Origin of the sequence: Bacteroides sp. RTP21281st1_H5_RTP21281_210402, assembly GCF_040918965.1 — a bacterium.
Classification (GTDB): Bacteria; Bacteroidota; Bacteroidia; order Bacteroidales; family Bacteroidaceae; genus Bacteroides; species Bacteroides congonensis.
Window position 1 is genome coordinate 176,795 of record NZ_JBCOWR010000002.1, and the last position, 13,138, is coordinate 189,932.

Annotated in this window: 7 protein-coding genes; 5 read left to right on the top strand and 2 right to left on the bottom strand. The window is 43.5% G+C overall.

Features of this window, described 5'->3' with window-relative positions; genetic code table 11:
* Positions 1–190 precede the first annotated feature (190 nt).
* Positions 191–3,166, bottom strand: a complete 2,976-nt coding sequence (locus AB5443_RS04315) for a PEP/pyruvate-binding domain-containing protein (RefSeq protein WP_195663348.1) — start codon at positions 3,164–3,166, stop codon at positions 191–193.
* A 194-nt stretch (positions 3,167–3,360) separates the two neighbouring features.
* Between AB5443_RS04315 and AB5443_RS04320 the strand changes: the two genes are divergently transcribed.
* The 5 genes from AB5443_RS04320 (at position 3,361) to AB5443_RS04340 (ending at position 12,392) form a co-directional block, all read left to right on the top strand.
* Positions 3,361–5,472 (top strand): prolyl oligopeptidase family protein, encoded by a 2,112-nt coding sequence (locus tag AB5443_RS04320; RefSeq protein ID WP_368114106.1) that lies wholly within the window; start codon positions 3,361–3,363, stop codon positions 5,470–5,472.
* A gap of 216 nt (positions 5,473–5,688) precedes the next feature.
* Complete coding sequence (gene gdhA / locus AB5443_RS04325) at positions 5,689–7,026, top strand: NADP-specific glutamate dehydrogenase (protein ID WP_368114107.1); 1,338 nt, start codon at positions 5,689–5,691, stop codon at positions 7,024–7,026.
* 236 nt (positions 7,027–7,262) lie between these two features.
* Positions 7,263–8,426 (top strand): Xaa-Pro peptidase family protein, encoded by a 1,164-nt coding sequence (locus AB5443_RS04330; RefSeq protein WP_073344528.1) that lies wholly within the window; start codon positions 7,263–7,265, stop codon positions 8,424–8,426.
* 125 nt (positions 8,427–8,551) lie between these two features.
* Positions 8,552–9,499, top strand: a complete 948-nt coding sequence (locus tag AB5443_RS04335; RefSeq protein WP_277133998.1) for a FecR family protein — start codon at positions 8,552–8,554, stop codon at positions 9,497–9,499.
* A 55-nt stretch (positions 9,500–9,554) separates the two neighbouring features.
* Positions 9,555–12,392 carry a M60 family metallopeptidase gene (locus AB5443_RS04340; RefSeq protein WP_277133996.1) on the top strand — a complete coding sequence of 946 codons (2,838 nt, stop codon included), beginning with the start codon at positions 9,555–9,557 and terminating at the stop codon, positions 12,390–12,392.
* Positions 12,393–12,496: 104 nt separating this feature from the next.
* Here the strand turns inward: AB5443_RS04340 and AB5443_RS04345 are convergent, their stop codons facing one another.
* Entirely contained in the window at positions 12,497–13,063 is a 567-nt protein-coding gene (locus AB5443_RS04345) for an RNA polymerase sigma-70 factor (RefSeq protein ID WP_195663396.1), read from the bottom strand.
* Between the last annotated feature and the right edge of the window lie 75 nt (positions 13,064–13,138).

Here is a 13,138-nt window from a genome sequence, read left to right on the forward strand (position 1 = left end):
AAAATACAGTTTTCCTTCTTTATAATAAAGTATCCAAAGAAAGTTTTATTCCTAAATATGAAAATAGGAACACAATTAGCATGTTATATCTAAAAAATAGACCATTTTAAAAGAGGCAAAACAGAAAAGTTCTGCCTTTCAGATGAAAAACAGAACTTTTCTTATTTGAGCGAACAATGTTAACAGAACTTTATTTATCAATGCCCGGCATCAGGACTACTCCGAGTTTTTTCTTTCCGTCCATCTTGACAATCATCGGTTTTTCGAAACGAACATGGCGAAGGAATTTGGTTTCCTCCACTGCCGGCTGTGCGTTGAGGAATTCCTGATTATAAACTCCATCATTCATAAAGGCGTTGATTGTGAAATACCCCACTCCAAAAGATGTCAGGTTCTGGAAGAAATGCGTACCCTGACTGGGGTCTACACGGTAGTTGGTCAATCCGGCTTCTACGATTACACGGGCGGCGGAGATATGCGGCCATTTTACCGGGATACCGAGCCATGTGTCACTGCTTCCCCAACGTCCCGGGCCTACGAGAACATAATTCTTACCTTCATTCAGGAATTGTTGGTTTATCTTCTCTATCTCCCAGGCAATGGTCTGGTTATTTGAAGCACTGTAACCGTCGGTCTTGACATAGATGACATCACAGATATCGTTCATAATCCCATGCCCTAACGAGTTATACGAACGAAGAAGAACGTCTTCATCCGGTATCTCGTTCAAGTCTTCGTCCAGCATTTCTTTACTATCCACGATAGGGCGGATTTGCAGGAGATAGAAAGTACCGGTTTTATCCTGTTCACGGCTCAACGTAGCTGCAAACTCTATTTCGACAGGACGGCGCATTTCCTGTTCACTATATTTCAATACCAATTGAAGAATACGCGCCAACGGGAAAACATCATGTTGCAGGATATTGGCGAAAGTTATCACTTTACGGCCACCCGGATAGAGTCCGTCACGGATAATCTGGTCATACGGATCGTATGTGGAAGCTATATATCGCAAAGCACCATCATTTTCCGCTTCTTTCACGTGAAGTTTCAACAGGTTGAAGCCGTCGTCGATAGAGAAATCGTGTCCTGCGTTCTTCAAGTCCAAAGCATAGAAACGGGTTTGGGTTTCTTTCAGGGCAATTTCCATTTCACTGGTTTGTAATACCTGGTTCGGGTGATAAGGAGAGAAACGGAGAGTCATGCCACCGTCTACAATATATTTACCTAATCCTAAAGCCAGGTTCACCGTTCCTTCTTCCGCTTTTTCATCACCTAGCGGATAATAATTCAATGACCGGGCTACACCGGACATGGAAGGATAATAACGGTCACCATACTGATTGCCAACTACTTCTTGCAGGATGACAGCCATTTTTTCCTGGTCGATTACATTGGAAGTAGCCTGCATATAAGCTTTACTGTCCCGGAAATATACCGAAGCATAAACACCTTTGATAGCGTCGGAAAGCATACGCAGCATTTCATAGCGGTCGTCCAGATAAGGTATCATATAGGTGTTATAGATTCCGGCAAAAGGCTGATAGTGAGAGTCCTCTAATAAAGAAGAAGAACGGATGGCAATCGGAGACTTCACTACATCGAAGAAAGTGAAGAAATCTTCTACCAGCCTGTCCGGCAATTTTGCTTTCAGGAAATATCTCAGAATCGTATCATCGTCCGCATCAGAAAGAGCTATCTGATACAAATTATTAGTATCCATAAATTCGTCGAATACATCGGTACAAAGCACTACCGTCTTGGGAATAGCCACCCGTGCATTTTCAAACTCGTCAAATTCAGGATAACGTTTCACCATATTGTCAATAAAAGCCAGTCCACGTCCCTTTCCGCCTAACGAACCATCACCAATACGGGCAAAATTGGAATAGCGGTCGAAACGGTCACGCTTAAAGACCGCAACGATACCCTGATTTTTCATCTTGCGATATTTCACGATAGCTTCGAAGATGATGCGGCGGTGAGCGTCCACATCTTGAAGGCTGCTCCAGGTGATTGGCTTCAAGAACTCTGCCACAGGGAACATAGCTCGCGAATAAAACCAGCGGGATACGTGATTACGGCTGATATGATATAAAAAAGATTCGGCAGGTACGGCAAATATGATATTCTGCAATTCTTTCAAGTTACGTACGTGAGCTATCTCCTCCCCCGTCTCGGGATTACGGAAAACAAAATCACCGAAACCGAAATTATCAGAAACGATACGTCGCAAATCGACGTCCATCTTCTTCGAGTTTTTATCAATAAAGCTCGCACCGTATTTCGCTGCATAAGAAGAGTTTTCCGATTCGGACGACTGGATAATCAAAGGTACAAACGGGTCGTTCTTACGAATTTCGGCACATAACTTGATACCTGCCAGACCGTCTTTCTCCCCCCGTTCCACTTTCGGGAAACGCACGTCTGTGATTACACCTAATATATTATTCTGATATTTGCGATAAATCTCCATCGCTTCCTGATACGTACGTGCCAATACAATTTTAGGACGTCCACGCATACGGAGCGTACGCTGATGCGCATTCAGGGCTTCCGTAGAGAATTCCTGACTTTGCTTCAAAACGAACTTATACAGGTTCGGAAGAATGGAAGAATAGAAACGGATACCGTCTTCCACCAAAAGAATCAACTGTACTCCTACTTCCTGCACATCATGCTCCAGATTCATCTTATCCTCCATCAACTTAATGATAGATACCAGCAAGTCGGTATTACCCAGCCAACAGAACACATATTCGAATGCACTCAAATCCTCATTGATGATTCGCTTTGTGATACCATGACTAAAAGGAGTCAGGATGACAATAGGAATATGTTCGTATTTCTCCTTGATATGCCGTCCGATATCGAAACTGTCGTTATCCCCCGTGCCCGGCATACAAATCACCAGGTCAAATGACATACTTTCCAACTGCGACAACGCTTCCTCTTCCGTAGACACCTGCGAGAATCGGGGCGGATAACGCAGAGATAATGAAGTATATTCATTAAAAATCTTCTCGTCAATGCGTCCGTCATCTTCGAGCATGAAAGCATCGTAAGGATTGGCTATTAACAACACGTTAAAAATCCGCCGGGTCATCAAATTGGCGAATTGCGTATCTTTGAAGTAAAGCTGGTTTAACTTATATTTACTGAGCATAAAATAATTCTCCTTTCTTATTCAAGTCGTCACTCTTCATTTGTTCAAGTCGTCATTCTTCAAAATCATATTTTGCAAAGTTAATTCTTTAAATCTCATTTTCCACCATACTTCTTTATAAAGTTTACTTGTTTATCTCCTATTATTTTGTAGATTTGTAACTTTAAGTTTATTCAAAAAGACTTTTTATTCACATGAAAAAAGTAACTTTATTAATGAGTGGAATCATGGTGATGTCATGCGCCCCCCAACAGAAAAAGGTGGTCTACCCCGAGACGGCAAAGGTAGACACAGTAGACGTGTACTTCGGTACACAAGTCCCCGATCCTTACAGATGGTTGGAAAATGACACTAGCGCAGCTACTACCGCCTGGGTAGAAGCACAGAACAGAGTAACAAACGAGTACCTGAGTCAAATTCCTTTCCGTGAAAACCTCTTGAAACGATTGACGGAACTGGCTGATTATGAAAAAATCAGTGCTCCGGTCAAGAAGCATGGGAAATATTATTTCAGCAAGAATAATGGTTTGCAGAATCAGAGTGTGTTCTACGTACAAGACTCCTTGGATGGCGAGCCCCGCGTATTCCTCGATCCGAACAAGCTGTCGGAAGACGGCACGGTAGCCCTCACGGGTCTTTACTTCTCCAACGACGGCAAGTACGCAGCTTACAGCATTTCACGCAGCGGTTCGGACTGGTCTGAAATCTACGTAATGGACACCGAAAGCGGAAAACTGCTTGAAGACCATATCGAATGGGCCAAATTCACCGGTGCCGCATGGCAGGAAGACGGCTTCTATTACAGCGCCTACGATGCTCCGAGCAAAGGAAAGGAATTCTCCAACGTGAACGAAAACCATAAAATCTATTACCATAAAATAGGCGAACCGCAATCGAAAGACAAACTGGTTTATCAGAATCCGGCTTATCCGAAACGCTTCTACACTTCCAGCACCAGTAAAGACGAACGTATCTTCTTCCTCACAGAATCCGGTGCCGGACGAGGAAACAACCTGTTTATCCGTGACTTGAAAAAGCCTGACTCTCCTTTCATCCAACTGACTACCGACCTTGACTACCAATATTATCCTATTGAAGTGATTGGTGACCAGATTTATATCTCCACTAACTACGGTGCACCGAAAAACAGAATCATGGTAGCCGACATCAACCGCCCGAAACTGGAAGACTGGAAAGAACTCGTCCCCGAATCGGAAGCTGTTCTTTCAAACGCAGAAGTGATTGGCGGCAAACTGTTCCTTACCTACGATAAGGACGCTTCCAACCACGCCTATGTTTACAACCTCGACGGCAAGCAATTGCAGGAAATCGAATTACCGTCGCTCGGCTCCGTAGGTTTCAGCGGCAACAAGGACGACAAGGAATGCTTCTTCGGATTCACTTCATTCACCATCCCCGGCGCTACCTATAAATATGACATGGACAACAATACCTACGAACTATACCGTGCTCCGAAAGTGCAATTCACCCCGGACGACTTCGTGACCGAACAAGTGTTCTATCCCAGCAAGGACGGCGTGAAAATCCCGATGTTCCTTACCTATAAGAAAGACCTGAAGAAAGACGGCAAGAACCCCGTATTCCTCTACGGTTACGGCGGCTTCGGCATCAGTCTCAATCCGGGCTTCAGCGCCACCCGCATCCCGTTCCTCGAAAACGGCGGAATCTACGCCCAGGTCAACCTTCGTGGCGGTAGCGAATACGGTGAAGACTGGCATGTAGCCGGAACCAAGATGCAGAAACAGAACGTATTCGACGACTTCATCTCGGCAGCCGAATACCTTATCGACCAGAAATATACCAATAAGGACAAGATAGCAATCGTAGGCGGCTCTAACGGCGGACTGTTGGTAGGCGCCTGCATGACGCAACGCCCTGACCTGTTTCGCGTTGCCATCCCGCAAGTAGGTGTGATGGACATGCTCCGCTACCACAAATTCACCATCGGCTGGAACTGGGCAAGCGATTACGGAACAAGTGAAGACAGCAAAGAGATGTTCGAATACCTAAAAGGTTACTCTCCGCTACACAACCTGAAACCGGGTACCAAATACCCTGCAACTCTTGTCACCACTGCCGATCACGACGACCGTGTAGTTCCCGCCCACTCATTCAAGTTTGCCGCTACCCTGCAAGCAGACAATGACGGCACGAACCCCACACTTATCCGTATCGACAGCAAGGCCGGACACGGCGCCGGCAAACCGATGGCGAAAGTACTGGAAGAACAAGCAGACATTTACGGATTTATTATGTATAACCTGGGAATGAAGCCGAAATTCTAAAGCACAACTTTCTATTTGTAAGCACATAGAAACCCCGTAGCCTGTTTTTTACATTACAGGTCACGGGGCTTTATGTTTTTCAGCAGAGAAATTTGACATTTTATCATTATTTAATCAAAATATCGGCTTGAAAATAATCGAATCTGAAAAATTTTCCTATATTTGCAGTGAGTTAGTTGACATTTTATCAGAATTAACCTTTTAAAATATAGTATCATGAACATCCAAAAAATCATGTCCTCTTTGGAGGCAAAGCATCCCGGTGAATCTGAATATCTTCAAGCAGTCAAAGAAGTCCTTCTCTCCATTGAAGATATATACAATCAACATCCTGAATTTGAAAAAGCCAAAATCATAGAAAGATTGGTAGAGCCCGACCGTATCTTTACTTTCCGTGTGACGTGGGTAGACGATAAAGGTGAAGTGCAAACCAACCTGGGCTACCGCGTACAGTTCAACAACGCTATCGGCCCGTACAAAGGTGGTATCCGTTTCCATGCTTCCGTGAATCTTTCCATCCTGAAATTCCTCGGTTTCGAACAGACATTCAAGAACGCACTGACTACCCTGCCTATGGGTGGCGGTAAAGGCGGTTCCGACTTCTCGCCACGTGGAAAGAGCGATGCTGAAATCATGCGTTTCTGCCAGGCATTCATGCTGGAATTATGGCGCCATCTCGGCCCGGATATGGATGTGCCTGCCGGCGACATCGGCGTAGGCGGACGCGAAGTAGGCTATATGTTCGGTATGTACAAGAAGCTGACCCGTGAATTTACAGGAACCTTCACCGGAAAAGGATTGGAATTCGGCGGTTCACTGATTCGTCCCGAAGCTACCGGTTTCGGTGGTCTGTACTTCGTTCATCAAATGTTGCAGGCAAAAAATATAGATATAAAAGGGAAGACAGTAGCCATCTCCGGATTTGGAAACGTTGCCTGGGGTGCAGCAACCAAAGCTACCGAACTGGGTGCGAAAGTAATCACCATCTCCGGCCCGGACGGATATATCTACGACCCAGATGGCATCAGCGGCGAAAAGATAGACTATATGCTTGAACTTCGTTCTTCGGCCAATGACATCGTTGCGCCTTACGCAGAAAAATATCCGAACGCAACCTTCGTAGAAGGCAAACGTCCCTGGGAAGTGAAAGCTGATATTGCGCTTCCTTGCGCGACTCAGAACGAATTAAATGGAGAAGATGCTCAAAATCTCATAAAAAATGACGTACTTTGCGTCGGAGAAATTTCCAACATGGGCTGTACGCCGGAAGCCATCGACCTCTTCATCGAACATAAGAAGATGTATGCCCCGGGCAAGGCAGTCAACGCAGGTGGTGTTGCCACTTCCGGACTGGAAATGTCTCAAAACGCCATGCACCTGAGCTGGAGTGCCGCCGAAGTGGACGAAAAACTCCACGCAATCATGCACGGTATCCATGCGCAATGCGTGAGGTACGGCACAGAACCCGACGGATACATTAATTATGTGAAGGGTGCCAACATTGCCGGATTCATGAAAGTAGCCCACGCAATGATGGGACAAGGCGTCATTTAGAAAGACTTTGTTTAGTTGTATTTGTATTTGTGGTTTGCGCTACTCGCCTCCTGTGACAGGACGCGGGTAGCGCTATTTTTTTGAAATTAACAATATTTTCAATGGAATTAATTATCTTTGTGGCATTGTAGGGTAAATAATAGATTGTGAAATTGTTATTCGGGATAATTAACTCACAACTAATAATTTATCACGCATAACTTTGTAAGAAATAATCATGTAACAAATAAATAAAGATGCTACAACCCGAATTAAAATTCCGCCGCGATAAAATTCGCAGTCTGATGGCGTTACAGGGCATTGACGCCGCGCTAATCACTTGTAATGCAAATTTAATTTATACCTATGGCTGCGTAGTCAGCGGTTATATTTATCTCCCTCTCCACTCACCTGCATTGCTGTTTTTCAAACGTCCCAATAATATCACAGGCGAACATGCGTTCCCTATCCGCAAACCCGAACAGATTGTCGATTTGCTGAAAGAACAAGGACTGCCATTGCCTGCAAAACTGATGCTGGAAGGCGACGAACTTCCCTACACGGAATATTGCCGTTTGGCAAGCCTGTTTCCTGAAGCGGAAGTTGTGAACGGAACCCCGTTAATCCGCCAGGCACGCAGTGTAAAAACCCCTGTTGAAATAGAAATGCTCCGCCGTTCGGGCATTGCCCACGCAAAGGCATATGACCTGATACCGAGCGTATATCGCCCCGGCATGACCGATGTCGAATTTTCTATCGAAATAGAACGCCTGATGCGTCTGCAAGGTTGCTTGGGCATTTTCCGCGTATTCGGACGCAGTATGGAAATATTCATGGGTAGCGTACTGACGGGAGACAACGCCGGCTATCCTTCTCCTTATGACTTTGCTTTAGGTGGTCAGGGACTTGACCCTGCCCTTCCGGGGGGAGCTAACAAGACTCCGCTGAAAGAAGGACAAAGCGTCATGGTAGATATAGGCGGTAACTTCAACGGATATATGGGCGATATGAGCCGCGTATTCTCCATCGGGAAACTATCGGAAGAAGCCTATGCGGCTCACCAAGTCTGTCTCGATATTCAGGAAAAGATTGCTGCCATGGCAAGACCGGGCGTTGCTTGTGAAAAACTATATGATGCTGCCATCGAAATAGTCACCGCAGCCGGATTCGCAGACAAATTCATGGGTACAGGTCAGCAAGCCAAGTTTATCGGTCACGGTATCGGTCTTGAAATCAATGAAGCCCCTGTCCTCGCCCCTCGCATCAAGCAGGAGTTGGAACCGGGAATGGTGTTTGCCCTCGAACCGAAAATCGTTCTTCCGGGTGTAGGCCCTGTCGGCATAGAAAACTCCTGGGTAGTCACTAATGAAGGAATCGAAAAGCTGACTAATTGCAATGAAGAAATTATCGAATTGAAATAATTCTTTCTCCCTATAAATGTGCTTGATTTTCAGTCAAGCACATTTTTTTGAAAAAAGAGACGCTTCGTGTACGGGTACTATTCTTTTCGATTGTATTTATTAATAGAAAGGTAAAACAGAAATTTATGGCAACAGAACCAACTAAGTTAACAAATACAATCAAAAAGATGCTGACCAAGGGATTGACAGCATCCGAGAAGATTGAACTGTCCGAAGAGAAACCCGTAACCCATTTGCAGAATAAACAATGGGAAAGCGATTCGTCTACCCATATCAAAGATCAGGTAGACCCCTCGGAAATATGGAACAACATAATCTCTACCTGTTGGCCGCACGAAAGAAAAGTTGCCCGTCGCAGACGTTATCTAAGAATCGGATACTCTGTTGCAGCAGTCTGCCTCGTACTCCTTATGGGAATGTGGACAGTCGATTATTTCACCAATCCCTATATTACCATTAACGCTTCTCTTGATAAGAAACTGACCGTAGCCACCTTACCGGACAATTCCAAAATATGGCTGAAAGAAGGAGCAAGCATACGCTATAAAAGCAAATTCATCAAAAATCGTGATGTAATACTCACAGGTGAGGCCTCTTTCGATGTCACGAAGTCCTCTCATCCTTTCCGCGTCCATTTTCAAGACGCTCAGATAGAAGTGAAAGGAACAGAGTTCAATATCAAATCAGGCAATAAACTCGCTGAAATCACCCTTTATACCGGAAGCATCGTATTCAGTGCCGAAGCACTTCAGAAAAGCATTGATATGAAACCTTCAGACCAAATCATCTACAACACGGTTACTCATGAAGTAACAAATAACGAAATAGATTTGGAAGACTACGACTGGCGTTCGGAAGAATACCGCTTTGTAGACAAACCAATGAGCGAACTTGTCGATTTGATTAATGAGTCTTATCACGCAAACATTAAAATACGCGATGCACAATGTGCCAGAAATCTTTTCTCGGGAACGATACGCAAAAGCGAGTCTCTGGAAGATGTATTGGACAAAATATGCATCTCCTTTAACTTAAAAATCAAAGCAGAAAAAGACAGTATCATTTTATACTAGTCAGTATCAGAACTATCTGAATTACATTTTTATTAACCCTTAAATATTTAATGCAATGAAAAAGACATTTTTCAATGCACTAATGCTATCGTTGTCACTATTAGCATTAGGCAGTTCGTGCAGTGACGGAGAAGAAACAGAAGCACTCCCGGTATTGGAAGTCGAAACCCAAACAATGAACTTTGAAACGAAAGCATCTTCGCAGGAGATTCAAATCACGACGAATATTCCTGATTTGAAAGTACAAGTGCAAGAAGATGCAAGAGACTGGTGTTCGGCAATCATTGACGGTGATAAACTGGTAGTATCCGTACTCGACAACCACAATGAAGGGGTACGCAGTACCACAGTCATTGTCTACCGGAAAGCTAAAAGCAGAAAAATCACAGTCAGCCAACTTGGTAACGGGCTGGCGATTTTGGTCGATCCGAAATTCTTTAAACTGGAAACCGGAGACGAAACCGAAATCAAATTCAAAGTCACGACCAATGTTGAAGGATTAGAAATTGCAAGTCCCAGTTGGGTTGTAGTGCCGGAAATTCACCCTGATGACAAAACTCGCGCAGCAGCCATGATAGACCATGAATATACGTACACAGTGGAAGGAAATATAACCACTGAGAAACGCCGTGGCACTATCGTAGTCAGTGCTGTTGATCCTGAATTAAATTTGAAAGTCGAGATTCCTGTCGAACAGGCAGGTCTGCCGGAATATGATCCGAGTGGAAGTGAAGATTTGGCGGAAGACATACAGATTACTCCTGACAGAGGATGGGCAAGTTCAAATAACGGAAGAAAGATAGAAGAAAGTTTTGATGGTAATACAAACGGGACTCGCTGGCACTGTGCTACCAACCAGCCATGTCCACATACCATTATTTATTACTTTAATAATCCTGTAGCCCTAGACTATATTAAATATTATTCCCGCCAGGATGGAAATAAAAACGGATATTTTGGTGAAACAGAAATATTATATTCCAACGACCCTGCCGCAAATGAAAACAGCCAATATACACATATCACCGATAAAGACTTTGGCGGAGAAGTATGTGTTGGGACACGTGTTGATTTCCCGCAAACAATAACGGCATGCGCTATCAAATTTATCATTAAGACAGGGAAAGGAAAAGGAAGCGGAAGCGGGAGCGAATTCGAAAACAATCTGGTAGCCTGTGAAGAAATGGAGTTCTTTCAAAAAGACACGAATATATTCGACTGGAGAATCTTATTCACAGACGAGACTTGTTCGGTACTAAAACCCGAAGCACAATCAGAAGACTATATCAACAATAATTGTCCATTCGATTTCTATAAAAATCTGGCACTTCACCTATTGAAAGGAACCTATGAGTCTGAATTCCGCATACAGACTTATAAAGCTTATCCCCATCCTGACATCCAGGCAGCGACCAACAAGACCAACCCTTACAGCCTGCTTGACAACCCTACGGGAATTGCAGTAGACGACAAAGAATCTTTAGTTGTGTTTGTAGGAGACATGCACGGCCAGGAAATAAGTCTGAAAGTGCAGAATTTGGATAAAGAGACGGAAGAGAAAGACGGATTCGGTGGTGATATCTACCCGTTAGTCAATGGATATAACAAACTAAAAATCAGCAACAAAGGCTTGGTATATGTAATGTACCACACTTCGACATTAGAAGAAGCTGAAACAGCCCAACCTGTTAAGATACACTTTGCATCGGGAAAAGTAAACGGTTACTTCGATTCGGGCAAACATACAGAAGATGACTGGTATAGATTAACAAATGCAGCCACTAACAAGCATTTTGACGTCTTAGGAAGATATGCTCACCTGACGTTTGAAACCCAACATTTCAGAAATACGACCAAAGAACTCATCGACCTCTATGATGATATCGTTTATGAAGAAATGAAATTTATGGGACTGGAAAAATACAATCGTATGTTCAGAAACAGAATGTATTTAAATGTCATGTATAAATCATATATGTATGCTACCAGTTACCATACAGCCTATAATAACAATACAATGGGACAGATAGGCTCAGCGGCCGCCCTCAAATCGAATGTATGGGGACCTGCGCACGAAATAGGACATTGCAATCAGACACGCCCCGGATTAAAATGGTTGAGCACCACAGAGGTTACCAATAATATCTGTGCCATGCATGTACAAACACTGTTTAGTGAGAAATATGGCTGCGAGATTCGTCTCCGCGATGAAAGTCTTGCCGGCAAAGGCTTTACTAACCGTTATGAAAAAGCAATGACCAGTACTTTCACCACTTCACAGGCACTAGTTACAGAATCCGACCCATTCTGCCGCCTTGTCCCTTTCTGGCAATTGGAGCTTTATATAAATAAGGTGTTAGGTCAAGAAGATTATTACAAAGACCTTTACGAACTACTTCGTACGGAAGACGATATCACATCCATTGGTGGTAATCAGATTGAATTTGTAAGGCGTGCGTCCCAAGTAACCAAGCTGGACTTGGCAGAGTTCTTCACCAAATGGGGATTCCTGAATCCGGTGAACCAGTTGGTAGAAGATTATGCTAAAGGACAGATGGTCATTACGCAAGAAGATGCCGACGCTATCCGTGCCAAGACAAGTACATATTCCAAACCGGCACATAACTTTGAATATATATGTGAGCACAATGTCGATATCTATAAGAAAGACGCTGCCATCCAAAGAGGAACGGCAACACGTACAGGCAACAAAATAACAATGACAGGCTGGCAGAATGTGGTAGCCTACGAAGTCTACCTGGGAAGCAAGCTGGTATTCGTTTCCCCCATGCAATCATTCACTGTCAGCACAGACTTGGCAACTTTGGACGGAACGACCAAAGTATATGCCATCCCCGCCAAAGGAAACAATAAAGTGGAAGTAACATTTTAAATAAAATAATAGCAGGAAAAGTAACATAAACACAAAACGACCGGCCTATTATCGCTTTTCTTAGGGGAAGTGGTAATAGGCTTTCTTTATTATATTATATTACATTATTGGGCTAAAAAGATAAGGAACAAAATTATATTCTTCTTCAAGTATTTCAGAGCACGAACAATATGCACTTCCACGGTACGTTCGCTAATACCCAGACGCTCTCCAATCTCACGGTAAGTCATTTTCTCAACCCTGCTAAGCATAAAACAATCACGCTGTCTTTCGGGCAAACTCTGAATCAAAGCATCTATGAACCTGCTTAGTTCCATAGCATACATCTTCTCTTCAGCTTCGCAAGCGTCATTAATGTTATCTTCCGTATAGGCATCTAATACGGAAGACTTGTAAAAATCCTCATTGAAACTCCTTCTTTTCTGATTGAATATAATATTGCGGGTAATAATAAAAAGATAACCTTTCAAACTTTCATTTTCCTTCAAGAAAGCACGGGTTTCCCATAATTTTACAAAAACGATTTGAACAATCTCTTTTGCATCTTCTATGGAAGAGATGTAAAGCCTGGCAAAGTTATACACTTTACTCCAGTACATCTCATACAGATAAGAGTATGCTTCATGATTATCTTCCTTGCTCAACAATGTTACAGCTTGCTCCTCAGTCATCATTAGTATTTATAAGATGCAGCTAAAGTACAAAAAAAATGCAAGAAAAGAAGAATAAGAAGAAAAAAAGATGGA

Excerpts from the sequence above, each read along its gene's own strand:
- AB5443_RS04315 (WP_195663348.1), bottom strand. The coding sequence starts at position 3,166 with ATGCTCAGTAAATATAAGTTAAACCAGCTTTACTTCAAAGATACGCAA.
- AB5443_RS04320 (WP_368114106.1), top strand. The coding sequence starts at position 3,361 with ATGAAAAAAGTAACTTTATTAATGAGTGGAATCATGGTGATGTCATGC.
- gdhA (WP_368114107.1), top strand. The coding sequence starts at position 5,689 with ATGAACATCCAAAAAATCATGTCCTCTTTGGAGGCAAAGCATCCCGGT.
- AB5443_RS04330 (WP_073344528.1), top strand. The coding sequence starts at position 7,263 with ATGCTACAACCCGAATTAAAATTCCGCCGCGATAAAATTCGCAGTCTG.
- AB5443_RS04335 (WP_277133998.1), top strand. The coding sequence starts at position 8,552 with ATGGCAACAGAACCAACTAAGTTAACAAATACAATCAAAAAGATGCTG.
- AB5443_RS04340 (WP_277133996.1), top strand. The coding sequence starts at position 9,555 with ATGAAAAAGACATTTTTCAATGCACTAATGCTATCGTTGTCACTATTA.
- AB5443_RS04345 (WP_195663396.1), bottom strand. The coding sequence starts at position 13,063 with ATGACTGAGGAGCAAGCTGTAACATTGTTGAGCAAGGAAGATAATCAT.